Annotated in this window: 23 protein-coding genes and 2 pseudogenes; 16 read left to right on the plus strand and 9 right to left on the minus strand. The window is 62.9% G+C overall.

The genetic code is table 11. The features are described from left to right. Positions 1 to 19: 19 nt before the first annotated feature. Positions 20 to 646 (minus strand): NUDIX hydrolase, encoded by a 627-nt coding sequence (locus ACLFLU_RS38520; RefSeq protein WP_426409840.1) that lies wholly within the window; start codon positions 644 to 646, stop codon positions 20 to 22. Positions 647 to 718: 72 nt separating this feature from the next. Between ACLFLU_RS38520 and ACLFLU_RS38525 the strand changes: the two genes are divergently transcribed. The 10 genes from ACLFLU_RS38525 to ACLFLU_RS38570 all read left to right on the plus strand — a co-directional run bounded on the left by ACLFLU_RS38525 (position 719) and on the right by ACLFLU_RS38570 (position 10,067). After that, positions 719 to 1,144 carry a PaaI family thioesterase gene (locus ACLFLU_RS38525; protein WP_426409841.1) on the plus strand — a complete coding sequence of 142 codons (426 nt, stop codon included), beginning with the start codon at positions 719 to 721 and terminating at the stop codon, positions 1,142 to 1,144. A gap of 276 nt (positions 1,145 to 1,420) precedes the next feature. After that, positions 1,421 to 2,443, plus strand: coding sequence for an aldo/keto reductase (locus tag ACLFLU_RS38530; protein ID WP_426409842.1), 1,023 nt, complete (start codon positions 1,421 to 1,423; stop codon positions 2,441 to 2,443). 17 nt (positions 2,444 to 2,460) lie between these two features. Further along, positions 2,461 to 3,774 carry a tetratricopeptide repeat protein gene (locus tag ACLFLU_RS38535; protein ID WP_426409843.1) on the plus strand — a complete coding sequence of 438 codons (1,314 nt, stop codon included), beginning with the start codon at positions 2,461 to 2,463 and terminating at the stop codon, positions 3,772 to 3,774. Positions 3,775 to 3,995: 221 nt separating this feature from the next. Continuing rightward, complete coding sequence (locus ACLFLU_RS38540) at positions 3,996 to 4,574, plus strand: hypothetical protein (protein ID WP_426414164.1); 579 nt, start codon at positions 3,996 to 3,998, stop codon at positions 4,572 to 4,574. A 361-nt stretch (positions 4,575 to 4,935) separates the two neighbouring features. Next, on the plus strand, positions 4,936 to 6,732 hold the full coding sequence (locus tag ACLFLU_RS38545; protein WP_426409844.1) for a tannase/feruloyl esterase family alpha/beta hydrolase: 1,797 nt from the start codon (positions 4,936 to 4,938) through the stop codon (positions 6,730 to 6,732). An 80-nt stretch (positions 6,733 to 6,812) separates the two neighbouring features. Then, the gene (locus ACLFLU_RS38550; RefSeq protein WP_426409845.1) at positions 6,813 to 7,439 is read left to right on the plus strand and encodes a hypothetical protein; all 627 of its coding nucleotides are present in this window, start codon (positions 6,813 to 6,815) and stop codon (positions 7,437 to 7,439) included. A gap of 127 nt (positions 7,440 to 7,566) precedes the next feature. Further along, a complete protein-coding gene (locus ACLFLU_RS38555; protein WP_426409846.1) occupies positions 7,567 to 8,466 on the plus strand; it encodes a LysR substrate-binding domain-containing protein in 900 nt (299 codons plus the stop codon). A gap of 23 nt (positions 8,467 to 8,489) precedes the next feature. Then, positions 8,490 to 8,837: a DUF3088 domain-containing protein gene (locus ACLFLU_RS38560; protein WP_426409847.1), complete on the plus strand. Its 348-nt coding sequence runs from the start codon at positions 8,490 to 8,492 to the stop codon at positions 8,835 to 8,837. Between the two features lie 255 nt (positions 8,838 to 9,092). Beyond that, positions 9,093 to 9,668, plus strand: a complete 576-nt coding sequence (locus ACLFLU_RS38565; protein WP_426409848.1) for a cysteine hydrolase family protein — start codon at positions 9,093 to 9,095, stop codon at positions 9,666 to 9,668. Positions 9,669 to 9,779: 111 nt separating this feature from the next. Then, positions 9,780 to 10,067 carry a hypothetical protein gene (locus ACLFLU_RS38570; protein WP_426409849.1) on the plus strand — a complete coding sequence of 96 codons (288 nt, stop codon included), beginning with the start codon at positions 9,780 to 9,782 and terminating at the stop codon, positions 10,065 to 10,067. A gap of 34 nt (positions 10,068 to 10,101) precedes the next feature. On the opposite strand, the pseudogene ACLFLU_RS38575 reads toward ACLFLU_RS38570, so the two are convergent. The 3 genes and pseudogenes from ACLFLU_RS38575 to ACLFLU_RS38585 all read right to left on the minus strand — a co-directional run bounded on the left by ACLFLU_RS38575 (position 10,102) and on the right by ACLFLU_RS38585 (position 12,784). Continuing rightward, positions 10,102 to 11,373 (minus strand): annotated as a pseudogene (locus tag ACLFLU_RS38575) (flavin monoamine oxidase family protein). 9 nt (positions 11,374 to 11,382) lie between these two features. Further along, positions 11,383 to 12,087, minus strand: a complete 705-nt coding sequence (locus ACLFLU_RS38580; RefSeq protein WP_426409850.1) for a RibD family protein — start codon at positions 12,085 to 12,087, stop codon at positions 11,383 to 11,385. 22 nt (positions 12,088 to 12,109) lie between these two features. Next, positions 12,110 to 12,784, minus strand: a complete 675-nt coding sequence (locus ACLFLU_RS38585) for an FABP family protein (protein WP_426409851.1) — start codon at positions 12,782 to 12,784, stop codon at positions 12,110 to 12,112. Positions 12,785 to 13,269: 485 nt separating this feature from the next. On the opposite strand from ACLFLU_RS38585, the gene ACLFLU_RS38590 reads away from it, so the two are divergent. Continuing rightward, complete coding sequence (locus ACLFLU_RS38590) at positions 13,270 to 14,412, plus strand: helix-turn-helix transcriptional regulator (RefSeq protein WP_426409852.1); 1,143 nt, start codon at positions 13,270 to 13,272, stop codon at positions 14,410 to 14,412. A gap of 9 nt (positions 14,413 to 14,421) precedes the next feature. Here ACLFLU_RS38590 and ACLFLU_RS38595 read toward each other — a convergent pair whose 3' ends face one another. Together ACLFLU_RS38595 and ACLFLU_RS38600 are read right to left on the minus strand one after the other, a co-directional pair. Continuing rightward, positions 14,422 to 14,670 (minus strand): hypothetical protein, encoded by a 249-nt coding sequence (locus ACLFLU_RS38595; protein ID WP_426409853.1) that lies wholly within the window; start codon positions 14,668 to 14,670, stop codon positions 14,422 to 14,424. A gap of 204 nt (positions 14,671 to 14,874) precedes the next feature. Continuing rightward, complete coding sequence (locus ACLFLU_RS38600) at positions 14,875 to 15,735, minus strand: VOC family protein (RefSeq protein WP_426409854.1); 861 nt, start codon at positions 15,733 to 15,735, stop codon at positions 14,875 to 14,877. Between the two features lie 944 nt (positions 15,736 to 16,679). Here ACLFLU_RS38600 and ACLFLU_RS38605 point away from each other — a divergent pair. From ACLFLU_RS38605 to ACLFLU_RS38620, 4 genes are all read left to right on the plus strand, one after another. Next, positions 16,680 to 18,926 carry a TOMM precursor leader peptide-binding protein gene (locus tag ACLFLU_RS38605; RefSeq protein WP_426409855.1) on the plus strand — a complete coding sequence of 749 codons (2,247 nt, stop codon included), beginning with the start codon at positions 16,680 to 16,682 and terminating at the stop codon, positions 18,924 to 18,926. Between the two features lie 93 nt (positions 18,927 to 19,019). Beyond that, the gene (locus ACLFLU_RS38610; protein WP_426409856.1) at positions 19,020 to 20,402 is read left to right on the plus strand and encodes a SagB/ThcOx family dehydrogenase; all 1,383 of its coding nucleotides are present in this window, start codon (positions 19,020 to 19,022) and stop codon (positions 20,400 to 20,402) included. 203 nt (positions 20,403 to 20,605) lie between these two features. Beyond that, positions 20,606 to 20,896, plus strand: coding sequence for a hypothetical protein (locus ACLFLU_RS38615; RefSeq protein ID WP_426409857.1), 291 nt, complete (start codon positions 20,606 to 20,608; stop codon positions 20,894 to 20,896). A gap of 215 nt (positions 20,897 to 21,111) precedes the next feature. Then, positions 21,112 to 21,708, plus strand: a complete 597-nt coding sequence (locus tag ACLFLU_RS38620; protein ID WP_426409858.1) for a hypothetical protein — start codon at positions 21,112 to 21,114, stop codon at positions 21,706 to 21,708. A gap of 158 nt (positions 21,709 to 21,866) precedes the next feature. Here ACLFLU_RS38620 and ACLFLU_RS38625 read toward each other — a convergent pair whose 3' ends face one another. After that, complete coding sequence (locus ACLFLU_RS38625) at positions 21,867 to 22,877, minus strand: DUF2971 domain-containing protein (protein ID WP_426409859.1); 1,011 nt, start codon at positions 22,875 to 22,877, stop codon at positions 21,867 to 21,869. A 107-nt stretch (positions 22,878 to 22,984) separates the two neighbouring features. Continuing rightward, complete coding sequence (locus ACLFLU_RS38630; RefSeq protein WP_426409860.1) at positions 22,985 to 24,436, minus strand: DNA sulfur modification protein DndB; 1,452 nt, start codon at positions 24,434 to 24,436, stop codon at positions 22,985 to 22,987. A 207-nt stretch (positions 24,437 to 24,643) separates the two neighbouring features. On the opposite strand from ACLFLU_RS38630, the pseudogene ACLFLU_RS38635 reads away from it, so the two are divergent. Beyond that, a pseudogene (locus ACLFLU_RS38635) lies at positions 24,644 to 24,952 on the plus strand (SagB family peptide dehydrogenase); the annotation flags it as partial. Between the two features lie 373 nt (positions 24,953 to 25,325). Here ACLFLU_RS38635 and ACLFLU_RS38640 read toward each other — a convergent pair. After that, the gene (locus ACLFLU_RS38640; protein ID WP_426414165.1) at positions 25,326 to 26,327 is read right to left on the minus strand and encodes an AraC family transcriptional regulator; all 1,002 of its coding nucleotides are present in this window, start codon (positions 26,325 to 26,327) and stop codon (positions 25,326 to 25,328) included. Between the last annotated feature and the right edge of the window lie 27 nt (positions 26,328 to 26,354).

Genomic DNA, 26,354 nt, shown 5'->3' on the forward strand with positions numbered 1-26,354 from the left:
TAACGCGCCGTTTACCAAGTCACTTCCAGGCGAACACCGGCTGTTCCAGGTCGGTGACGCGGGTCTGCCGCCCCGCCAGCACCTCGCGGAACTGGTAGATCAGCGCCGCCGTCGGCGCGTGGATCAGGCTCATCTGGTGATGAAAGCGGATCACGCGACGGCTGCTTTCGGGAATCGCAGTGAAATCGAAGGCGTCATCGCGCTCGATCGTGTCGAGCGCGATACGATGGACGGAGGCAACCTCGTCCGGGTTCGGCGTGATCGCGGCGCTCTCCGCAGCCCACACCACGACCGGCGTGATCAGATAGCCGGAGCGCGTCGGATAGTCGTCGAGCAGACCGAGCACGGCGTCGGCTGGAAGCTTGAGCGCAAGTTCTTCCTCGAGCTCGCGCAGCGCGGCCTCGACAGGCGTCTCGCCGGCGTCGCAGCGTCCACCCGGTAATGCCCACTGGCCACGATGCGAACGCAAGCTCGACGCGCGCCTGGTGAGCAGGAAGGCCGTGTCGCCACCGTCATTGGATGCGGTCAGCGCCAGCACCACCGCGGCGCGCTTCAGCGTCGAGGTCTCGACCGCATCAGGCAGCCGCGCGAATGAAGCGCAGGCCTCTGCGATATTCCGTCTGGTGGCATCGCCGAAAGCTCTCATGATGCTTGACTACACCAGGACCGCGCTCGATGAAACGAGGAGAGATCAAGCGTTGCAAGGATGGACGGAGCGATGACCAGCAAGACCGCCGCAAAGCTCAAATCAGACGGCTGGACCATCCTGGAGACCACGGGCTTCATGCACCTCGTCGGCCCGTTGTGGGAGCGCAAGGTCGACGGCCGCTATGAATTCGCACTCGCCACCGAAGACAAGCACCACAACCGCCGCGGCATGGTCCAGGGCGGCGTGATGATGACGTTCGCGGACCGCACCTGCGGCATGACCGCCCGCTACGCCTCCGGCAAGGAGTATATGGCGACGGTGCAGCTCGACACGCATTTCGTGGAAGCGGGCAAGATCGGCGACATCCTGATCTCCCGCCCCCGCGTGGTGCGCGCGACCCGCAACCTGATCTTCATGAGCACCGAAGTGACGGTCGACGACCGCTGCGTCGTGATGGCGAACGGTGTGTTCAAGATTTTGAAGGGGCCGGCGTAAACTCGGTCAGATTGCTGCCGCTACCGACCACACACTCCGTAGTCGTCCCGGCCTAGCGCGCAATTGCGCGCGGGGGGCCGGGACCCATAACCACAGGGAGTAATGTGGCGAAGACTGCCAACTCCGATCTCGCGCAACAAATTCTGCTGCGGAGTATGGGTCCCGGCCTTCGCCGGGACGACGAGAGGCGGACGCATCTCTGGATTGCTTCGCTGCGCTCGCCATGACGGCATGAGGCGGATATGCTGGCGCCAACAAAAGCATCGAGGACAGCCCATGCAATACCGCCAACTCGGCCGCTCCGGCCTGAAAGTCTCGCCGATTTGTCTCGGCACCATGATGTTCGGCGGGCCGACGGATGAAGCCGCATCAACGCGGATCATCGCCAAGGCGCATGACGTCGGCATCAACTTCATCGACACCGCGGACGCCTATTCGAAGGGCGGCTCCGAGGATGTCGTGGGCCGCGCGATCGGCAACAACCGTCATGCCTGGGTGCTCGCGACAAAACTCGCGAATCCCATGAACAGCGATACGCGCAACGATCCCAATCGCGTCGGGCTGTCGCGGCGCTGGGTGTTGCAGGCGGCGGACGAAAGCCTGAAGCGGCTCGGCACCGACCACATCGACATCTACTATCTGCACAAGGAAGACCACGCGACGCCGCTGGAGGAGACGGTGCGCGCGATGGGCGATCTGATCCGCGCCGGCAAGATCCGCTATTTCGGCGTCTCCAACTACCGCGCCTGGCGCGTCGCCGAGATCTGCAACATCTGCGACCGGCTCGGCATCGACCGTCCCGTGGCGAGCCAGCCCTATTACAACGCAATGAACCGCATGCCCGAGGTCGAGCACTTTCCGGCCTGCGCCTATTACGGCCTCGGCATCGTGCCCTATAGCCCGCTGGCGCGCGGCGTGCTCACCGGCAAGTACAAGCCGGACGCAGCCCCCGACAAGGATACGCGCGCTGGCCGCAACGACACCCGCATGATGCAGACGGAATGGCGGCCGGAATCGCTCCAGCTCGCGCAGGAGATCAAGAGCCACGCCGAGAAGAACGGCATCACCGCCGGCCAATTCGCGGTCGCCTGGGTGCTCAACTCGGCCTTCGTCTCGTCGATCGTCGCAGGCCCGCGCACCGAGGAGCAGTGGGACGGCTATGTAAGCGCGCTCGACTACCGCTTCACCGCGGATGACGAGGCGCTGATCGACCGGCTGGTCGTGCCGGGCCATCCGTCGACGCCGGGCTACAATGACCCGGCCTATCCGATCGAAGGACGCCGCGCGCGGACGGCGTGAACTTTCGGAGACAACTTATGGCGCTTGAAGATCGCTACGGACTGCCGCTCTCCACCAACTCCGATCAGGCGGCGTCAGCCTATCGCGAAGGCGTTGATCTCATGCTGGCCGGCTGGACCGGCACGGCGGAGACGCTGGAACGCGCGATCGCGGCCGATCCGGATTTCGCGCTGGCCCACATCGCCCGCGCCCGCGTGCATGCGTTCTACCAGCAGGGCGACCTCGCGCGGAGCAAGGCCACCTTGGCGCGCGAGCTCGTCGCGAAGCGCGGCACGGAGCGCGAGCGCTCGCATGTCGAGACGCTGGCGCTGGCGATCGAGGGACGTGGGCCTGACGCGATCGCGGCGATGTCGGGGCATGTCGACGCGTGGCCGCGCGATGCCGTCGTGCTGTCGCTGCCGCTCGGCGCGTTCGGCCTGTTCGCCTTCTCCGGCATGGCCGATCACGACCGCGCGCGGCATGAGCTCTGCGAGCGCGTCGCGCATCACTATGGCGAGGACTGGTGGTTTCTCACCATGTCCGGCTGGGCGATGACGGAGAATGGCGACGTTGCCCGCGGCCGCGCCGTTACCGAGCGCGGCTTCAATCTGCGCCGGGCCAATGCGCACGCCGCACACGCCGTGCTGCATGCGATGTTCGAGGATGGCTCGATCGAGGCGGCCGACCGTCTCGTCGACGAGTGGATTCCGACTTATGACCGCGCCGGCATCCTGCACGGCCATATCCTCTGGCACCAGGCGCTCGGCGCGCTGGAGCATGGCGATGCGGCCCGCGCGCTCAAGATCTATGACGATGTGCTGCAGCCCTCCGCCACGCAGGCGCCGCCGCTCAACGTCATCACCGACAGCGCCTCGCTGCTCTGGCGCCTGTCGGCTTATGGCCATGCCGTGCCGAAAGCGCTCTGGATCGAGGCCGACGCCGCCGCGCAAAAGCTGTTCCCGAAATCAAGCCTGCCCTTCGCTGACGTCCACATGGCGCTGTTCGCGGCCGCGACGCAAAATCGCGAGGCGCTGGCCGCGCGGCTTGCCGTGATCGAGCAGCGCCTCGCGGACGGCAAACTACCGGCCGGCCCCGTGGTGCCGGCGATCTGCCGCGCGCTTGTCGCCTTCGCGGACGAGGATCACGCCACTTGCGTGCGCGAGCTCGCGCCTGTCCTCACTGAGGTCGTGCGCATCGGCGGCAGCCATGCCCAGCGCGAGCTGATCGAGGACACTTTCCTCGTGGCCCTAATGCGCAGCGGCGAGCTGCCGCGCGCCCGCAGCCTGCTCGACGCCCGCCTGCACCGCCGCCCGTCCTTGCGCGATACGCGCTGGCAGGCGGTAACGGGTTAGTCCTCTTGGCAGCCTTTGCCACGAAAAAAACACCGGTCTGGCGGCAAGTGCGTGCCGGGACGGGTCGAGGCGATCGTGACGAATCGCCGATGGGTGGTGCGGTGGTATTCCAGACTGACTTGACCGAACAAACGAGATCGCAACCAATTCGTGGTTCGATGGTTGTCGGACGGAACTTGTCCATGACTGATTCCATGGCCCCCTGGCATATGAGCCTGACGATGCGCCTCCGCCGACCGGTCCTGGCTGCAATCCTCGTCTCTCTCGCAAGCCCTTGTTTTGCCGAGTCTTCCAGCCCGATCCCGGTGAACAATCCGCCGGCCGGGCAGCATTCCTTCATCGACTTGCTGGCGATGATGTCGGGCCATTGCAAGACGCTGAAAGTTGCCGGGCGTACCTTCGCCTGCAAGACGGTGGCCTACGCCCATGCCGACAAGGGCCGGGTCAATTTCGCAGTTGCCATCGACGACCCCGGTGACGAGAACCATGTCGTGTCGTTCTCCGGCGAGAACGGCAAGCGGGCCGACGACAATTCCTACGAGCTGCCGATCGACCGCATGCTGCTCAATTCCAAGCACCGGCCCAAGGTCGACGGCCTGCCGGTGCCGGCGGAGCAGACCTCCACAGGCGTCTGCCGCCAGACCGGCAATTTCGCCGCCAAGAAGGTGAACGACGTCACCTGCTCCGCGACCGACAATGAAGGCCGGAAGTATGAACTGCTGTTCGTCTCCGACGGCACGCCGGTGAGCGTGCGCCGTATCCGGCAGTCATCGCCGTCGATCCAGGATCCGTTCAAGTAGGCGATTGATCGCGGCGTAGCGCTTCACGCACGCTTGGCGTCGTCCTGGCCTTCGCCATGGCGACCGTGAGACTTGATGACATGATCGCATCGCCGCGAAAGATGCACGGCGCTCATAAATCCCGCCAAACAATTCATTTGCTTTGTCGGCCGCCAAACCCGACTTTCGTATGAAATAACACGACACAATCCGGGGGGATGCTGCGCCCGACTCTTCCGCGCAACATTTCATCGATCTCGCTCTCCGATCAGACGTCCGACGCTGACAGTCCGGCAATGCGATTGCCGGATCGATGCGTCATGGCGGAGTGCGAGTGCGCCATCTGTCGTCCGAAGTATTGAACCAAGAGAGGGGACCGTTCATGCCAGTCAAGCGTGCCAGTATTCAATCGACATCCACCAGACGTATCGCGCTCGCTCTTGCAGCGGCCGCGATGCTGCTTGCGCCCGAGACGCGCGTCAGCGCCGCGGGCCTGAAGGATTTGCCGTCGATCGCCCCGGTGATGACGTGCAGCTCGCTGGTCGGCGTCGATCTGAGCGACGTCAGCAAGAAGGTTGGCGGCACCGTCACCATCACCTCGGCCGCCATCGTGCCGGCGTCGGCGACGAATCCGGCCGACTATTGCGGCGTGCGCGGCAACATCGGGCCCGGGACCAACTCCATCGTGATGCGCCTGCCGACCAACGCCTGGACGCAGCGCTATCTCCAGACCGGCTGCGGCGGCGAGTGCGGCAACGACAACATCGGCTACACGCAATCGACCGGCTGTGTGCCGATCACCAACGGCACGATCGCGAGCGCGACGACCAATATGGGCCACACCGGTTCGCAAGGGCCCACTTGGGCGGTCAACAATCCGCAGGCGCAGATCGACTTCGCCTATCGCGGCGTTCACGTCGCCTCCGAGGTCGCCAAGGCCGTCATCGCGAAATTCTACGGCAAGAGGCCGGCCTACTCCTATTTCAGCGGCTGTTCGGACGGCGGCCGAGAAGCACTGATGGCGGCGCAGCGCTATCCGCACGATTTCGACGGCATTGCAGCCGGCGCGCCGGCAAGCGACATGGACGTGCAAAACACCTATCACCACGGCTGGCGCGTCCTCACCAACCAGACCACGCCCGGCACGATTCCGATTCCGGCCAGGAACACCTATGTCCTGCTGGCCGCCAAGCTCGCCTATGTCCACGCCAAGACGGTGGCCGCCTGTGATGCGATCGACGGCGTCGTCGACGGCGTGATCGATGATCCCAGGGCCTGCAACTTCGACACCAAAACACTGGTATGCAGCAACAATGGCAACGAGACCGGCTGCCTGACGCAGGCGGAAGCCGACGTCGTCCGCCGCATCCACGATGGCGCGGTGACTGCCGACGGCCAGCGGCTCGAGCCCACCGCCAATTCCGAATGGGGCGGCGAGCTCGACTGGAGCCTGTTCGTGCCGGCCGCGCAAGGGGCCTCCGTCGGCAGCGAGAATTTCGTGAACTCGTGGGCCGCCTACAAGACCTTCTTCAACACCTACAATGCGAGCTGGACGCTGAACGATCTCCAGCTCACCGTATCAGGCTTCAACAACACGGTGGCGACCTCGACCGTCTATGCCGCGAACAATCCGGACCTCGGGCGGTTCGCGCGTCACGGCGGCAAGCTGCTGCTGTGGCACGGCTGGGCGGATCAGCACATCCCGCCGCGCGGCACCATCAAGTACTGGCATGCGGTGAACGATTTGCTAGGCGACGATCAGGTCAACCGGTTCGCCAGGTTCTATCTGTTCCCCGGCATGGCACATTGCGGCAGCGGGCTCGGGCCGAACACCTTCGACATCGTCACGCCCTTGATGTCCTGGGTCGAGACCAACTCCGCGCCGAACGCGATCGTCGCCGCCAACGCGTCGACCGCGACCTCGCGCCCGGTCTATCCCTATCCGGCGGTGGCGCGGCTGAAGGCACCCGGGTTGGACCCGAAAGTGGCCGCCAACTTCGTCGCCTACACGCCGAAGAAGGAGCCGCCGGTCGGCGAGTTCGTCGGGAATTATCTGTTCTCGCCCGACTACCCGCAGGCGAAGTGTCATGCCGAGGGGACCACGCTCGTCTGCACCAACGACAAGCGTCACGATGACGGGCATGGCGACGATGGGCGCCGCGACGAGGCCCAGCGGTGACGCGATAGCGCTGCGCGCCATGCCCGGGCGGGCTGGCGCGCGGCGTCTTTTCGCACTCTCGTATGGCACGGAAAGTGACGATGCGTTTCCCGGTGCTCGTGCTGACCGCCCTGCTCGTGATTGGCCAGGCAAATCTGGTGTACGCATCGCCTGGCAGCGAGACCGGTCAGGACCAGGCGCCAGTGCGGGCACGACACGACGGCAATCCTCTGTGGGCGGTGCCGCTCACTGAACTCAGCGCAACCGGCGAACGCCCGATCTTCACGCCCGCGCGCCGCCCTTCCCGGCCGGTGGCGGCCGAAGCGCCGGCAACGTCAACGCCGCAGCAGGCGCAGGCGACGCCGGACAGGCCGGCTCTCTCGCTGCTCGGAACGGTGACGAACGCCGATGGAGCGGGCGGGATCGGCATCTTCATCGACGATATCGCCAAACGCGCGATGCGTCTCAAGACCGGCGAGCAGCATGATGGCTGGGTGGTCCGGCGGGTGCAGCGCGGCCGCGTCGTGCTGGAAAAGAACGGCACGCGCGTGACGTTGGTGCTGGCGCCACGGGACAGCGCGCCGCCCGCGGCCCCCGCTCTCCCCGCGTCCGTCCCTGAACCCGCCGTGGAGCCGGCAGCGGGGCGGCCGAGGACGCCCGCACCCACACCCGTCGCCGCCTTCGACTGGACCTCGATCCTGCGGCAAGGCGAAGCCGGACCGCATTAGTTGCAGCGCGCGCCCGGCCTTCGCGCCGTCCTCCCGCACGAGTTGAATGTTCGGCCCGCCCCGTGCAGTGTGGCCAACGCAAACGCCGGCCCAGTAAAGTCCGGCGACCGACGTGCCGGGGACGGGAATGCGGATTGATTTTCTGGGCCTGCAGGCCTTCGTCAGCGTGGCCGAGCGCGGCAGCTTTCTGCGCGCCGCGGCTCATCTCAATCTGTCGCAGACGGCGCTGAGCCACCGGATGAAGAAGTTCGAGGAGGATCTCGGCGTTGCGCTGTTCGTGCGCACGACGCGGCAGGTCTCGCTCACGCCGGCCGGCCTCGAATTGCTGCCGAAAGCCTGCGCTTTGCTCGACGAATTGTCCGACACGCTCGAAGGCGTGCGCGGGCAAGGCGCCAAGAAGGTCGAGCGCGTCACCATCGGATGCCTGCCGACGATCGCGGCCTATCAGCTGCCGCGGGTGCTGCGCGACTTCAGCGCGGCCTACCCGAACGTATCGGTGAAGATCCACGACAATTCGGCGCGCGAGATCGCGCAACTCGTGCAATCCGGCACCGCCGAGTTCGGCCTGACCATCGTGTCGCCGAACGTCGCCGACGTCGAGGTCAAGGTTTTGGCCAAGGAGCCCTTCGTGCTGCTGTGCGCCAAGGATGACCCGCTGGCCAAGCGCCGCTTCATCAACTGGTCGCAGCTCGGCAACGCGCCGCTGATCCGGATCAGTCCGCAGGCGGGCAATCGCGTGCTGATCGACGATGCGCTTGGGCACCGCCGCGAAAAGCTGAACTGGCGCTACGAGGTCCAGCATCTCCAGACCGCAGTCGGGATGGTGCTGTCGCATGTCGGCATCGCCATCGTGCCCAAGATCGCCGGCAGCATGCCCGGCGTGACGGGCCTTGCCGCCGTGCCGCTGCGCAACCCCAGCATTCACCGCAGCCTCGGCGTCATCACCCGGCGCGACCGGCCGCTGTCGCGCACCGCCCAGGCGCTGCTGCACATGGTGCGCCAGCATTTTGTCTCATTGTTGAGGTGAGAAATGGCAGCCCTGAGGATCCCATGACGCGCGACCGCCTGTTTCTGCTGCGTCCCGGTTTCGAGGATCCGGCCTATCCGGGCCAACGCTTCTATTGCTGGCATTGCGCGCTGATCGAGGGCGTGATCGCCTCGTTTCCGGCGCTGGCCGCAAAGCTCGACGTCGAACGCATCGCCTGGCCGAAGCCGCGGCAGGAGGTGATCGCGCTGGTCGGCGAGGAGAACCAGTCGCTGCCGCTGCTCGTGCTCGCGGACGGGGCCACCTCGCCGCACCAGACAGGCAGCCATCACGGGCGCGCCTTCATCGATGACAAGGACGCCATCCTCGCCGCGCTGTCCGAGCGGCATGGATTCCCCGCTCCGCATCCGTAAGGGGGCGCTGCCCGCGCAATCCACTCTCGTGTCCCGGACGCGGTGCAGCGCGCAGCGCTGCTCCGCAGAGCCGGGACCCAAGCTGCAAAGAGCACTCGTGGAAACATGGGCCCCGGCTCTGCAGCGCACCGTCGAAGAGACGCTGCGCTGCGTCCGGGGCACGAGAAGCGTCCCGAAAGGAGGGAAGATCGGCATTGCGCGCTCTCCTCATCAGTCCGCATATTGACGCAGCAAGCAAGCTCGAAAGCCGACGCCATGCCCCATTCCCTCCCCGCCCTCATCGTCGTCGACGTCCAGCGCGCATTCGACGAATGGGAGGCGGCGGGCAAGCGGCGCAACAATCCGGATGCGGTGGCGCGCATCGTTGACCTGCTCGCGGCGTTCAGGGCGAGCAGCGCGCCGATCTTCCACATCCGCCACGAAGGCACCAAGCCGAACTCGACGTTTTTGCCCTCGCGCACCGGCTATGCCGTCAAGGACGAGGCGCGCGAACTGGCTGGCGAGGTCATGATCGTCAAGCGCGTCAACAGCGCCTTCATCGGCACCGATCTTGAGACACGCCTGCGCGCAAGTAACATCGCGACGCTTGTGATCTGCGGCGCCACCACCAATCATTGCGTGGAGACGACGACGCGAATGGCCGGCAATCTCGGCTTCGACGCGGCCCTCGTACGTGACGCGACCTGGACGTTCGATCGCGTCGGCCCCGACGGCGAAACGCATTCCGCCGAATCAATTCACGCGATGACGCTGTCGAATCTAAATGGTGAATTTGCCCGCATCGTGACCACGAACGACGTCGTCACCTTGCTCGCAGAAATGCGACAATAAATCTCAGCGCGCTTTCCGCGTTGATCGTCTGCGGCGTTTCGACGCCCACTCTCGCCGGAACGCAGCCAACGCCCATCTGTTGTCACTCGACATCTCAACTGGAGTGATGACATGAAATATCTCTTTGTCGCGATGGCCATCGGTGCGGCTGCGCTCACCGCGTCCACGGCCAACGCGGCCGGTGGCGGCAAGACCAGGCCGAACGCGCAGACGCGCCAATCAACCGACATCAGCGCGCAGCACAGGCAGCATCATCATGGCCATCGCCACCACCACTGGCGGCCTCATCATCGCGGCTACTATCGGCCGCACTATCGCAGCTACGGCTATTATCCGAGGCACCAGGGCTATTACGGCGGCGGACCCTATGGCTATTATGGCGGCGGAAATCGCTGGTAAGACCAAAGGCCCGCTGAGATGCGGGCCTACTTTCTCAACGCTGCAAGATGAGGCCAGCCGTCTCCAGCCCGCTCGCGAGCGCCGCCTCGACCGTGCCCATGTCGCGGCCGCGATAGAGCGCCTCGCCGGAGAACAGCACGGGGCCATCGGCGCGCGCGAGAATTTCCTGCGCCGCACGCGTCCGCGGCGTTGCCCAGGAATAGGCGCCGCGGGCAAAAAGATCGTGCGCCCAGTTGGCCGCTTCTGACGCCACGAGGTCGCGTACGAGATCATCGCGTGTCAGGCCGAAGATGGTGGCGAGCGAATTGATGCCGGCGTCGATCAGGCCCTACGGATCGAGTTGCGACAACTCTGCCGTTCGCGGACCGCCGAACCACCCCGTGAGCACGGGATGCTGATCCGGATATCGCGTCCACCACACCGGAATCGTCTGATCCGACAGCAGGAAGATCATGTCCGCGAGCTCTTCCCGCCGCTCGCGCCACCAAGGCCGCGTGAACCGAAGCAGGATTTTGATGACACTGCCGAAGCCGATATCGGCGGCGGCGGCCGTCTTCGTGCGCGCGGCCGCAGGCAGCGCGATCTCGCGCAGCAACGGTAGCGGCACTGTGAGGATCACGAGATCGCAAATCTGCACCGAGCCACCGGCACAGCGGACGATGACCTTACCATCGCTCTCCTCGATCGCCGAGACCACGGCGCTGAGATGAATTGCAGCGCCGGACTTGCGGCATTCGACCGCGAGATAATCGATCAGGCCGCCATAGCCGCCGTCGATGCGAGCCTGTGTGGAATGTCCGTCATTCATCCATTCGTCGCGCAGTGCCAGCGTCGAGGCGCGCTTGGGGTCGGCCGCATCATAGCCCTCGACCATACGTTCGACGCTATGCCGCAGGCGCGCGTAGTCCGGCCCGGCAAAATGACGGCGCAAGAAATCGGCGACGGTGAGATCCTCAGTCAGATCTCTCAGCGCGGCATGAAGCCTTTCGTCATAGGGATCGCGCGGGCTCGCCCGCGTAAATTCGGTGCCGTCAAAGCTCCATTGCGCGCCGCCGATCGCCCGCAACGACAGCCCCGCCTCGCGCGCGAGAGCGCGCGTGAGCGGCGCTTCGCCATGGACGAACTCGGCACCACCATCGGCGGCATAGCCGAATGCCGATGCGGGCAGCGGATGGATGCGTCCGCCGCAGCGGTTGCGTGCCTCCAGGATCGTGACCCGCTTGCCGGCGCGCGCGAGCTCGCGGGCCGCCATCAAGCCGGCTGCGCCCGCGCCGACGATGACGATATGCTCTGACGTATCAGACATCGCCGTTGCTTATTGGCCCGCGGCGTCGTTCTGGATCAGGTAGCGCAGCAACAGCACGCCGCCGCCGAGCTGCCGCGTGCTCTCCAGCGTCATCGCGGTGAGCGGCGCGCGTTTGTCGCTGTCGGCGTCCGTCGAATCGAATACGAAAGGTGCACCCTTGGCGCCGTCGATGGCGGGGCTGAGGATCAGGTTGAATTCGTCGATCAGGCCGGCACGCAGGAACGCGCCATTGGCGACGCCGCCGCCCTCCACCAGCAGGCGCTTGACGCCAAGCTCGCGATTGAGGATCTCGACCGCCAATGCGAGATCGATCTCGGACTTGCCGGCGAAGATATAGGACACGCCCTCGCCGCGCAGGCCGGCGAGATGCGAATCCGGCACGCTCTCGGTAAGCACCACGACGATCGGATCGCCGCCGATGTCCGAGCGGCCCCAGCCGATCTTGCCGTGTGCGTCGAGCACCACGCCATAGGTTTTCGCATCGCGCCGTGCGAACCAGTTTTCGCGTGGAAATTTTTCGCTCGGCGTCTCGGGATAGGGCTTGCCCTTGGCGAACTCCAAGCCGGTGACGCGGCCGATCACCCAGGCATCGCCGCCCAGCTCGTCATGGATCTTCTCGAACCAGTCGGTGCCGGCGCCCTTCGGACGCCAGCGGCTGGGATGGGTGCGGCCGTCGAGGCTCGAATGCATCAGGCAGATGACATAAGGTTTCATGCAAATTCTCCGAACCGGCTTCTCAGGCCGGCTTATCGTTCTCGGCGCGATCGTTCTTGGCGCGATCGTTCACGATCACCGCGAGCGGATTGAGTTTCGGCGGCGCGACCAGCCGGAGCGTATTGCTATCATGATGATTGAACGGAGCCCCGCGGACGAACAACTCGGTCTGGATCTCATAGCTCCAGCTGCCATCGTCATTGAAGGTGATGTCGCAACGGTAACTGTCGGTTCGGAAGGCTTGTTCCAGGAAGTCGGTCGAGCAGATCCCGTACGCGGTGTCGCCGCGCTTCGCCGTGACGGAGATCTTTTTGTCATCCGGCTTGGCCTTCCCGGAGGCCAGCAGCACCTGCCCGCGCGGAATGGCCAGCGTCTGCATGATCAGCCCGGTCGCGGCCTCCCACAGCCAGTAGCCGACCTGATCGTGAAAGGTGATGTCTTCCTCGGGCGTGTTGATGTGGATGTGATAGCGCAGTCCGTAGAACAGCTGCGGCCCGTTGGCTTGCGGATCGATCGGGTCCATCCGGATGTGCTCGATGAAGGTCCGCCGTTCCGGCCCCTCCGCCTTCGGATTGATATCGATGCCCTTGTTCGCCTGCCAGGTGCCGGCGAGCCGGCGGAGCGGCCCGAGATTGGCAAGACTGTCGGGCGAGACGTCCTCGGGCTCGGTGAAGATGTCGGCGGGAATGGGGAGCATGGAGACCTCGCATCGTTGCGCGGGGCAGCATAAGCACAAGGGCGGCACGAATCGAGCGGAATGGAACCGAAAGTCTGCCCACGCGGTATGGGCCGATGGCGGCGAGTTGGGTGCCACGATGCGCGCGCTCGACGGGTCGGACTCGCCGCTCGGCCCTCCCCGCCAATGGTCGCAGGCCCTGGCTCGCACCGCAATTTACAACTCGATGCCGCCTGCATGCACCGCATAGCGTCTGCCGCAGTTTTAGTCAGCCAGAGCACGGGTCGCGCGCCGGACTCGCGGTCGCACAGGCGCGCCCCGCCATTCCTGTAAAATTATCGCGGCCACCAAAATGTCTGTGTTCGGCCGCTCCCATTGCGTCGCGGCCTCACGGTGCTAAGACCTTGAGGAATGAGATTTGCCTCATGGGCTGTGACGTCCGCCGGCGGCGGGTGACGCGGTTCCCAAAGTGACTTTCAAGCGACGATTTTCAGTGAGTGGTTGGAATGCAGCAGGCTTCGGTCGAGAAGTTCTCGGATCTCGTCGGCGGAATCTATGATTGTGTGATCGCACCTGAACGCTGGGCCGGAATTCTGGACGCGATATGCACCGAGTTCGGCTTTGCCACCGGCGCGCTTTCGGTGGCCAGCCTCACCAACATGAAGGCCGCGGTCAATGCGGTCTCCGGATCTGACCTGGCCCAGATGTCTCAGAACGCGATCGGCTACGGGCCCGACATCATCGAGCTCTGGGGCGGCGCCGAGCGCATTCAGCAATACCCGCTCGGCGAACCCATCGTTCAATCCCTGGCCGTCCGGCAGGAGATCATTTCCGGCAATCGCTATTATCGTGAATGGGCCATGCCCAAGGGCCTGTTCGACGCCGTCGCCGTCGGCCTCGTGCGCGACCGGACGATGGTCGGCAACGCGATCTTCAGCCAGCACGAGTCCGCCGGACCCATCGGCGATACGCAGCTCCATGGATTGCGCTTGCTGGCGCCGCACATCCGCCGCGCCGTGACCATCAGCAACCTGTTCGACATGAAGACCGTCGAAGCCGCGACATTCTCCGCGACCGTGGAGACCCTGACGGTCGGTGTCGTCCTGGTCGACGAGGAGTCGAAGATCGTTCACACCAACGCAGCCGCCACCGCGATGCTCGAAGCCGGCGATCCGATTTTGACGCGACATGGCCGCATCGCGGTTCAGTCGGCGGCGACGACCACCTCATTGCAATCGGCCATCGCACAGGCCGCGAAGAACGAGGCGGCACTCGGCCAGAAAGGCATCGGCATCCCGATCCTTCGCCCGAGCGGCGGCCCGCTCGTCATCCATGTTCTGCCGCTGCGACGCGGCCACATGCGCGCCGGCCTGATCCAACGCGCAACGGCCGCCCTGTTCGTGGCGTCAGCCTCCGGGCCTGCGCAGATGTCTCACGTTGCCCTCAACCAGCTCTACGATTTGACGCCGGCCGAGATTCGAATCTTCGAACTCATCTGCGAGGGCCATACACGCGACGCGATCTCGGGACTGCTCGGCGTGTCCGTCGCCACCGTGAAGAGCCATTTGCTGCATGTGTTCGAGAAGACAGGCTGTCGCCGTCAGGTCGATTTGGTCCGGCTCGCGAAGTCGCTGACGTTTCCGGTGTGAGGCGGGCTCTCAAGCCGCTTCGGACGTCGATCCCGCACGCTTCTCGAGCACGCCGATCGTCGCGACCAGATTGTCGCGTCGCGCGCGAAGGTTCGCTGCGAGCACCGGATAGGCCGGCTGTTGCGCGTCGAACACCCCGGCCCGGGCCTCCTCCTCGAGAATGTCGGTGTTGAGCAGCCGGACGCGCCACCACAAATCGGCGATCAACGCGTCGAGCCGGAGTTCTCCATCAGCACCAGAACGGGACACTTCCTGCATCACTTGCCTCAACCTGAAACGGCCTCCCAGCTGAGGCCCTGGCTTTGGCGCTGACTGAGCAAGTGGAGTGCCAGAAGGGCTGCGTGCGATCCGGTTCCGGATCAGCAACACGCCGCACCGTACGCGGCTGAGCTGAAAAGCAGGGTTCCCCGCTCGCAAATAGGCCTGAAATAATCAGGTCGATGACCCACGGAACGTCTCGTCCTAGCGCTTCGTCTTGTGAACCACCATCCTGCCCTTTGAAGCAATGTCACCCCATTTGGCGGACCAGGTGACCTCCTCACCGGCGATGCCCTTCTGATCCCACGCCCCCTGCAGCGCAAACAGGGCGCCTTGGGGATCGACACATCGCACGATCCAGCAACCATCGGGCAACTCGATCGGCTCCTGAAGAACCCGGCCCCCGCCATCATTGACCCGCCGGGCCGCCGCGCCGACGTCGTCGACATTGAAGTAGTGGAGCCAACACGCCTGCAATACGCTCGGAAGCTTGGTGAGCATGCCGCCGATCGTCTGCCCGGCCACCGAAAACAATTCATACACGCTTGCCGGGTCGACCTCAGTGGAGGCCTGTTGCCAGCCGAGAAGCTTGCCGTAAAACGGAAAGACCTTGCTTCGGTCTTCAGCCAGCAACTCGTGCCAGCCCACGCGCCCGGGCTGGTCCAACCCGCTCTGTTGCGATTGGCAATATGTTAGCCCCGTGACCAGCGCAAACGTCGCCCCTTGCGGATCGGCGACCACCGCAATGCGGCCGATGTTGCTGTCGGTCGGCGAGACCAGGATCGCGCCCCCAAGCCGGCGGATCTGCGCGACGCGCGCATCCATGTCATCGACGGCGACGTAGCCGAGCCATCTCGGCGTTGCTCCCATTCGCACCCCTTCTTCCGGGAGATCCATGAGCCCGACGACTGGAGAGTCGCCTGAAGTCAGCAGCGTGTAGGCCAGTTCCCGGCTCGACGCATCTTTCACAGCCCAGCCGACCACCCCGGCGTAAAAAGCAGCCGCCGACGGCATATCCGTCGTCAGAAGCTCATACCAAACGAAGCACCCGAGTTGATCGGCCAAGCTAGTGTCCCCGTTCGGACGGACAGACGGTTGCGCACTGCATCATGCGCGGCAGCCCGGTGACATCGACAGGAATCTGGAATTTGCGGCAATGCCATTCATGAAGATGAATGCAATCTGAACGAGCGCCATTACATTTCGTGTTCACGTGAATCTTGCCCGCTTCGATTGCTCGGCGTACGATGATGTAGAAGATCGTTCTTCCGACCATGGAGGATGCGGCCATGCAGCGAACGAAGCAAGCTTCGAAAAAGAAGCGAATGACCAAAGCTGCAGTACCGGCGCTCGGATTCGCCGGACTGACTTTTTCGATGGCGGGAAGCGCGATGGCGTCCGCGGTGCCGGCAGACGAGCCTCAACAACGATTGAACTACACGCCCGGCCAGTTCAGTACGCTCAGCGAGGAAGAACTCGCCGACGTCAACCTCGCGACCTTCCATCTTGCCGGTGACGGAAAAACCCTCAGCGGCGTGCTGCTTGCGCGCGGATGCGGTGGCTGCGGAGGCTGCAGAGGTTGCGGTGGCTGCAGAGGTTGCGGTGGCTGCCGCGGCTGCGCAGGCTGCAGGGCCTGCCGTTGCGGCGTCGGTTGTGGCGTTGGCATTGGCTGCGCCATTGTTGCGCCGGTGGCATGCGCAGGGTGCTGCGCATCGTGGGGCCGCTGTCGCTGGTGCTAGGCGCTGGCGCTTCTTGACCGGACATCCACAGGTCGCGATTTCATTGGCCGGGTTCGCTAACGACCCGGCCAATTTGCTGTTGTCGCCACGGGATTCGTTTCGCCCGGCTCCTCAGCTTGCCGATAGCGAGCGAGTGTGTTCCAACTTGTTCGAAGAAGGCAAGTTTTTGAAGAAGGCAAATCGCGCTCGACGCACAAGTCGGGCCGTGCCAAGTGTCCGTCGTGCGCCGGCAATCGGACATGACGGCAACAGGATCCGCGTGCTGACCCGATGACAGTCAAGCGAAAGAGCAGCACTGCGAAGCAGACCCGCAAGGACATTTTGCGATTCGCACCAAACTTCACCGCCTATCTGCTTCCTCCCAATGCGGTCTGTCTCTATTCCGAGAACCGCAAGTTCTTCCTGCACGGCGATCTCTATTGCGCCGTGGCACGCGCAATCGGAAAGGACGGCAAGACCGCACCGGAGATCATCCGCCAGCTCTCGAAGAATTTTCCCGTCACCGAGATCGAGGAAGCAATCAGGCGGCTGCTGGAGCGCCGCTACATCGTCAGCGGAGTATCGCAGGCATACGCGAGCGCCGTTGATGGATATTGGGCAAGCCTCGGCCTGCCTCCGGAGGTCGCGGAGGAGAACCTTCGCAATTGGCCTGTGCGGGTCGAATCGATCGATGTCAAAGGCGCCAGCGAACTGAGCGCGGCCTTGGGCAAGCTCGGGGTTCACATCACCAAGCGATCGCCCAGGCTCATCATCACCCTCGTGAACGACTACCTCGAACGGCAGCTCACCGAGGTGAACGGGGAACGCGTCGCCGACGGGACGCCCTGGCTGCTGGTCCAGCCGTCCGGCGTGTTTCCGCTGGTGGGACCTGTGTTCGCGCCGGGCGAGAGCGCCTGCTGGACTTGCCTGCACGATCGCATGATCCGCAATCGCGAGATCAAGGGATTTCTCGACCGCGGCGCGGCGCAAGCGGTCGCCATATCGCCGCTGGTCAGCGATAGCATAGGCGAGACCGCGATCCACTTCGCTGCTGTTGAAATCGCAAAGGCGATCGCCTCCGGATTCCGCACCGATCTCAGCGATCACATCGCAAGCTTCGACTTGACCGGAGCCGCCATCGCCAAGCACTACGTCGCCAAGCGCCCGCAATGTGCGACCTGCGGCAGCAAGAAGCTCAGGAATCCGCGACGGGCAGCGGTGCCGATCGAGCTTGCCGAGGGCAGAAAGCTCGTCATGACCAGCGGCGGATACCGCACCATGACGTCGCGAGCGACCGTGGCGCGGTTCCGCAAACACGTCAGCCCGCTGACCGGCGTGGTGTCGCGGCTCGAGCGGATCGAGGCCGACCTGCCGATGAACACCAATTTTTTCGCGCACCACAATTTCTCTGCGCCGGCCTGGAACGTCGACCAGCTCAGGTCCGGTCTGAGCGGCGGCAGCTTCGGCAAGGGCTCCACGGCCGAGCAGGGCGAGGCCAGTGCGCTGATGGAGTCGATCGAGCGCTACTCCGGCATTTTCCAGGGTGACGAGATCAGGACGACGCGCCGCTTTGCCGATTTTGCTCCCGGTGACGCGCTCCTCCCCAACGACGTCCAGTTCTTCAGCGATGCGCAGTTTCAAAACAGGCATGTCCCGCTGCCTGACGATTCACATCCGGTTCCCGAGCCGTTCGATCCCGCGACCAGGACCGAATGGTCGCCGGTCTGGTCGTTGCGCGACAAGCGTTTCAAATATCTTCCGACCGGCCTTTTGTATTTCTTCTATGGCGGCTTCCACACGGATTCGAACGGATGCGCAGCCGGCAACACTCGCGAGGAGGCCATCGTTCAAGGCTTCCTCGAGCTGGTCGAACGCGATGCCTACGCGATCTGGTGGTACAACCGCGTGCGGCGTGCCGAACTCGACCTCACCCAATTCGAGGATTCCTATGTGCGGGATCTCCAGAGCCAGTTTGCCGATGCGGGGCGCCGGCTCTGGGTGCTCGACATCACCAGCGATCTCGGCATTCCCTCCTACGTTGCGATCATGCACTGGATGCAGAACGGACACGAGAACATCGAGTTCGGCTCCGGTTCGCATTTCGATCGCCGCATCGCACTTTTGCGTTCGCTCACCGAACTGACCCAGTTCATGTCGATCGGGATGATGGGCGGCGGCAGCGGCGAGAAGTCATCGCTTGACGGTGTCACGCCGCTGCGGCTGGACGATTATCCGTTCCTGATCCCCAGCGACAATCCGCTTCTCCCGCCAGCGCCTGGTCTCAACGTTGCGGACAACACGCGCGACCAGGTCAATGCCTGCGTGGAGATCGCGGTCCGCGCAGGCTACGACTTCCTCGTGCTCGACCAGACGCGCCCCGATGTCGAGGTGCCCGTGGTCAGGGTGCTCGTCCCGGGCTTGCGGCATTTTTATCGCCGCTTCGGGCCGGGCCGGCTTTACGATGTCCCGGTGAAGCTTGGGCTGCTGGATCGCCCGCGACTGGAGAGCGAACTCACTCCGTTCCTGCCACACACCTGAAGGCTGGTCTCGTTGCGCGCTCCCCGGAAAAAACCGAGCAGGACAATCGCGCCAATCATCGCCGCCCGACTGAACGGCCGCTTCTCCCTTCACATGCAGCCCGACGGAAGCATTGCCGCGGTCTCGAACGACTATTCGGTCAGCCTGGGACAATTCAGCGCCGCAGCAATCGCGCGCGCAGCGCATCTCGCCACCGGCTTGCCGCTCGCCTCCCTGGCCGGCAAGAGCGCCCTCGCGCGGCAGCTTCATGCTCTGGTGCGGCGACTGGCGCAGCATGGGCTGCTCGACTATCGGCTGTTCTCTTCCCGTGACGCGCAGGATCTGGTGGTGATCGAGCCCCAGATTGCCGACTACTGGCCGCAACGCGCAAAGCTGTCGAGCAGCGATACGATCGTGTTGTCGCGCTTCGCTTATCTGCACCGGCGCGGCAACGAGATGGTGCTGGAATCACCTCGCGCCGGCGCGCTGTTCCGGATTTGCGATCCCGCCATCGCCGCCACGCTGGCTGCCCTGTCGCAGCCGCAACAGATCAGCAAGCTTCGCAAGCAAGCGACCTCCCCGAACCTCCACGTGCTCGGGTTGCTGCTCGACGGCGAGATGCTGATCAAGCTCGATGGCAAAGACAGAGACGGCCTTGGGACGAACGAACGCGACCGCAATCTCGCTCTCTGGGATTTCCACGATCTCGTGTTTCACGCGCGGAGCACGGAGGGCCGGCATGCCAATCCGGTCGGCGGCACCTACGCGCATGCGGGCGTTATTCCGCCGCTGCCCGCCGTGCGCCCACTCTGGCCCGGCAAGACGATCTCCCTGCGCAAATTCGCCACGCCGGAGCCGGCGTCACCCTTCGCGAAGCTGTTACGCGAGCGCCATTCGACACGGGATTTCGACGACCAGCATCCGGTCACGCTCGCCGAGCTCGCGCGGTTTCTCGACACCACCGCCCGCGTGCTGTCGGAATGGAAGAGCGGCGCAGATGTCGATGGTGGCCCGGAGGTCACCTACAGCTCAAGACCGTATCCGGCCGCAGGCAGCGCGTATGAACTGGAATTGTACCTGACGGTCTCGAACTGCGAGGGGCTTGCGCGTGGACTTTATCACTACGACGCCGGCAACCACGCCCTGGTCGCGATCGACGCCTCAGCCAGGCAACTCCAGGCGCTGTCGATGGCCGCCGAGTTTGCCATGGACGCATCCGGCCCGCCGCAAATCCTGATCACGATCGCCGCGCGCTTCGGGCGGATCTCCTGGAAATACTCTTCGATCGCCTATTCGCTGATCCTGAAAGACGTCGGCTGCCTGATCCAGACGTTCTACCTGGCCGTCGCCGACATGGGCCTCGATGGCTGCGCCATCGGCACCGGCAATATCGATCTGTTCGCAAAAATGACGGGGCTGGATTTTTGGGTCGAAGGGCCGGTGGGGCAGTTTGCGCTGGGGCGGGGGAGGAAGGTGGCTCCCCGCCCAGAAACTTGAAGCGCGTAACGCCACCGCGACCTCGTCAGCTATGAGCAAGACGAGCGCGCATGAATGTGTAGGCGTCATGGGCTTGCACGCGGGTCAGAACGTGAAGTGAATATAGGGTGATTCCTCTGCCCCGCCAATCCCCGGTTTCCACAGAACCACCACCGGGCGAATCGGGTACTCTCCGTTCGGGGCTGATGTGACGGAGGATTGGTATGGTCCGTCTGTTGAATCCGAAAGCTGCGAAGGCGTTTTACGATTGGATGATAGGGATTTGGGCGTTTGCCTCGGTGTTCATAGGCGACGTTAATCTCGACCGATTTCAACGATGGCTCTGGGGTTCGCCCCAAGAGCAACAGCAAATTCAACAAGAGGCACCGTATCTCGATCAGACGATCGAAGCGCTTTTTGCTGTCTACCAAAAGCAGCTCGACGCGCAGCATGCCGTCATGGCGTTAAAACAGGAGATAGGGAAGCTGCCAGCGCTCCCGGAGGAAGGGTATTGAACGGCTCACAGGTTGGGAGCGGACCAAGCTCCGCTTCCGGCCCTCTGTTAAGTCCGTTTGCGCAGCCGTCCTAGGCGATCTACTCGCACTACGGTTGAAAGTGCACTTAATTGATATTGCCTACAGTGAAGCGAGTAAATTGCACGCAACTGCGAACGAACTCCGCGATCAACGTGGTAAGCTCGGGCGGAGATTTCAATGGTCGGAGGGCCGAAGTGACCAACGGTAGGAAGCTGGCACCGGAGAGCGATTACGAACTAACCGTAGAACAGCTGCTCGACCTGCGCATGGGCGACACCAACAAGGCATTCCTCGCCTTTGGGAAGGCTATGGCTGCTTGGGCTCGGATCGAGGTTGGCTTTTACATTTGGTTTGAGCACATCACTGCGTTCGATCTCCGGCAAGCCAAGCCGATCTACTATTCGGCAACAAGCTTTTCGGCACGATTGAGTCTAATTCGAGCCGCAATCACGGGCGTACAGCTCGAGGCAGACGAAATGGCCTTCATCGATGAGGCGATGAAGCTGGCCAATCCATACAGCTCGTTTCGCAACAAGCTTGCTCATGGAGAGTTTACCCTCGATGGCCTCGTCATCGAGGGCAAGCACGTCGACCGGAAGCTCGCTCGGGCTGAGGCGATCTCAGCAGACAAGCTAAAGAAATACACCCATCGGTTCAACGATTTTGCAGAATTACTTCTACAGGCCCGGGATCTTGCCCTTGGCTTTAATGACGAAGATCACGAGCCGGGACTTACTCTCTCACACTGCACACAGCGTGTCGCCGCACTCCGCAAAGAGCTAACCGGCTAGACAATCCGATTGTCCACGTTCGTGGTATCCCTCATTCACTTGGAGCGCTGTCAATTGAGGATTGCGCGCATTTTCCCAAGGTTTTGCCCTCCACTACCATCGCGAGGGCTTTTCATGACCCGCACCGTCACCTTTAGAATCACGGCGAACCGATCGAGCTAGTTGATGGGCTGCTCTTCGAGAGTACCCTCGGCGCGATTGACGACTAACCTGTAGAACCGCGGACGAGCGCCCGTTGCCATCATCGAGGCCATATCTGCGACCAGTTCGATCTCGTTGTACTTATAACCAAAATGAACGCTGCTGATCATGTCCGGCGCGATGTTCCAAAGGTGGACCTCTGGCGTCATGGTAAGTATCGCCTCATCGCTGTCCTTGAGTTTTTTTAACATCCGCCATTCTTTCTCGTAGGCCCAGCCGGGGGATTTGACCAAGAAAAGATAGTAGGGATTTCTCCAGAAATTCTGTGTGTGCTCGTCAGTGTAGATTACCTTCTTGAGCAGATGCCTCTGGGCCGTTCCATCACGGTGACTAAAAAAAGGGTGTCGTGCGTCAAACCCAATGACAAAGCCTCTGCCCTGATCAGCGTAGTGAGCCCACATTTGTTGATTTAGAGCATCCTCAGTAACGCAGAAGACCCCCATCGGCGAGATGACGTCGTTCACCACGGTGTTAAAATTCGCTTCGAGCTGGGTAAAGATGAAGTCCACGATGGGCAGCAATGCCTGCTGCGCAGCGACGAGCTGGTTTTGCATGAAGACCTTCCCCTGTTCGCTCGCGAGGATTGCTTTGGCCTGTTGTTTTTGCTCCGGCGTCAACACTTGACCCTTTTCCTGCAGATTTTCAGCCAGCATCGACACCATAAGGTCGTTGCTTGCGAACGCCGCGGGCAATGAAACGCTCAGCTTGTCTTTAATGTAATCCCGGATACCATCAGCACTGATTTCCCGCCATCGGCGGCTCATTTCAAATTCATCATTCAGAGCTTCGCGCGGGCTAAAGCGAACCTGTGGTTTCACCAAAAAGGACCTGCGCGAGAATGGGAAATATTTATATGTCGTCGATCCGTCGTAGACCGTGTTCTCGATCACCTCGACATCTGGATCGAGAAGCTTTGCGACGTCAAAGGTTTCCGGGAGTGTTTCGTAGAACCTATCAAGCGCGCCCATTTGGTACTTCCGATCCTTTTAGCGGGAAGTTGCAAATCCTCGCATCGAACGGGGATGCGGAATGTCCGCCTGGAAAAAGCCCCCGGCGAAAGCCGGGGGCCAGGGCCTCATGCAAAGCGGCTGGGCAACTTCACCTGCCAGCGAATCATGTCCGCCAGGAGCGGAAAGATGTCGTTGTGCTTGGCTCCGAACCGCATGAAGCCGCCCTGCTCGCTGCCGACGTCACGATTGGCGCCATCGTCCGGCGGTAGATAGTCCGACAGACCCGCGAATTCGGGCTTTGCACGATCGTCGATGCTCAAGCCGTAGAAATTCCAGACCGGATTGCGATGCGAGAAATCGATGGCGTGAATGCCATCGAGGAACTTCTCGTAGAGCGCATCGGCCTCTTCGGGTTTACGATTACTGAAATTGAGATCGTACGCGATCTTGGCCAACGCCTTCAGCATCACCGGTTGGGCGGCGACGGTCTGCTCCTTGGCGCGGTCGGCCCCGAAGTGCGGAATCTCGATGATGCGTTCCCAGAGACGAAGAACCACGGGCTCGCGCGGTTCGACGATCGCCGGTGTGGCGCCAGAAATATTACCCTTGTTCAGAAACGCGATCGCATTGATCGCGACGACGTCCTTCAGCATCAAGCCGCCAGTGTCCTCCGACCAGTCCTTGGAGTCCTTGTCGGAGATCTGAATGGCGAGATCGCCGGCGAGGCGGTTCTTGATGAACGCCGTCACGGGATTGGAGCTGTCGAACTGCAACGCCAGAGACGGATCGACCTTCTTACCCAGGCGATTCAGGTCATGAAACAGCTGGCGCTCCTGCATCACGTCGAGCCCAAGATGAACCTCGACCGAAAGCGTGGCGTATGACCGAGCCGCGTCGTGCGCCTCGTTCCACACCACCATCTCGTCCTCGGTGACATCCTGACCCTTCGCGGGGTATAGGACCGCCGACTTGGCGGGATAGCGACCTGTCGCCCGCACGGCCTCCAGGAATTCCATGGTCAGGTCGGCGCCACGCCGGCGATGTTGACCGTCAACAACCCAAAGCGTGTGCCGCTCCGCGAGATAGACCTTGAAGCCCGCCGTGTCACCGTTCAACGTTTCGAGCCGAACGCCGCGGATTCCGCCGGCGCCATTGCCGCCCAAGGGAATATTGCGGATGTTGCAGACCAACGGCTGGATCGAGAAATAGGGCTGCTCGCCAAGAGCACGCAGCACCTGATCGAAGGCATCGTGCGGGGGCTTGCCGGTGACTTCGCGCTTGAGCTTGGCCGCCGAGATCAGGCCCTTCAACATGTACCCCGCCAACTTCTTCGCGTGGGTGGGATCGAGGGAACGCTGCGCGACCGGTCCGGCCTCACGGTCGTTGGCAACGTCAGAGATGTCCTTGAACTTCCGGAACGGGATCGACATCGTAAAAACGCGATGGCCGAGATTGTGGCCTATGAACACGTTGAAAGGCGTCTCGTTGACATCGCCGGTTTCCACGAGGCTGTCGAGCGTGTCGAGTTCTTGTTGGGTTTGCAGGGGGTTGGGCAAATTACCGGTCTTGGCGTACATAATTTTGGTCCTTCAGGGTTCGGCCGTACTATGAGGATCCAAGGCTCCATCCTCGGAGAACAGCCAATAAATATCCCATGGTACATTTATTGTAAACACCAGGATTAAAATAAAAAATACGCCTGGGATATAACGATAGATACCCAGGCCATTTTTTGATTCCAAACGCTTTTTGGGATTTGAAGTTGGAGCGTGGACTGCATCACTGAGTTTGCCATGGGCGCATCCGGCCCACCGCAAATCCTGATCACGATCGCCGCGCGCTTCGGGCGGATCTCCTGGAAATACTCTTCGATCGCCTATTCGCTGATCCTGAAAGACGCCGGCTGCCTGATCCAGACGTTCTACCTGGCCGCGGCCGACATGGGCCTCGATGGCTGCGCCATCGGCACTGGCAATATCGATCTGTTCGCAAAAATGACGGGGCTGGAATTCCACGTCGAGGGGCCGGTCGCGCAGTTTGCGCTGGGGCGTGGGAGGAAGGTAGGGCCTGGTCTTGGGGACGGTATTTTTTAGACGTCGCCCGCCTAGACCGTGCGCAAAAATGGTGCCCAGGAGCGGCAGACGAATCGGCCCATAACATTCTGATGCCGCTATAGATCTTTGCTGGGCTATCCGCGCGGGAAGTCGGACCACTGAGCGATTCCAGCGATTTTGCCGCCGATCAAACTCGCGCCGATCGGTTCAAGTGAGCATCGAGTGCGCTGTCATCAAAATGCGACCTGTTCGCAACAATGACGGGGCTCGAATTCCATATCGAGGACCCGGTGCAGCTTGCGCTAGGACGCGGGGAGATACGCGAGGGCCCCGAACAGCACGATATACCTTCCCACCACATCGACGATCGCTCCGACGATGACGCCCTTGAACGAGACGGAGCCGATCGCATTCAATTGTCAGATGGATGATCGGCCGGACCCGATCGTTCGCCGTGGTCAGCCGCAATCGGTGTCGCGCGAAAATAGCTTGGCGGCGCGCCGATGATGCGCTTGAAGGCACGACTGAACGCTGCTTCCGATTCATATCCAAGCCGGCGTGCGACGACCGCGATCTTCAAGCGGTCGCGAAGCAGCCACTGCTTTGCTTCCTGCATCCGCAACTGCGCCACGTAACGGGCAGGTGTTTGGCCGACCACATTGGCGAAGCGCAACGCAAATGCCGAGCGAGACGCATGCATGACATCCGCCAGCGCCTCGACCGTCCAGTCCCCGGTCGGATCGCGATGGATCGCGGCGAGAACGCGTCCGATACCCGGGTCGCGCGCCGCCGCGACCCAACCTTCGGAGCCGCAGCCTTTCTCGACCCAGTTGCGAATCAGCGCCGCGGCAACGACATCGGCCAGCCGCGTCAGCATTCCACCCGCACCGACGCGATCCAGCGCGAGTTCGGCGGTCATTGCCTCAAGCAAATGCGGGATGGCGGGCTCGTCGGTGGCGAGTTCGTGCATCTGCATCAGCTCGGGCATCATCAGAAGCAGGGGATGCTGGCTGTCGAGGTTGAAGGTCATACCGGCACCGAACAGCACGGTCTCTTCGCCAGCGCTATTGCCGTCGCTGCAGGTGTCGAGGATGCCGCAGCAAACCGGCTCGAAGTGGCAATCCTCCACGGGTGCGGGGAAGGCATCGGGCGAACTCGCCAATGCGTGTTCCGCGCCGCGCGGCAGCAAGACCGCATCACCTTCTTCAAGGGGGACCCACGTGCCGTCGGGAGTTCGCAGCCAGCAGCCTCGTCCCGCGACGAAGTGGAATTGGGCCTTTGACTGCGCCGGAAATAATAGACCCCACGGAGCCGTCATGCGGCAGCGCGCGTAATCGACGCCCTCGAGCTTCAGCCCCCGGAGCATCTCAGCGAGGGGATGAGTTGAGGTATCTTTGGACGAATTATCAAGCATTGCGGGTTTTCTAGCATGGAAACTCCA

Source organism: Bradyrhizobium ganzhouense, from assembly GCF_049949285.1.
Taxonomy (GTDB): domain Bacteria; phylum Pseudomonadota; class Alphaproteobacteria; order Rhizobiales; family Xanthobacteraceae; genus Bradyrhizobium; species Bradyrhizobium ganzhouense.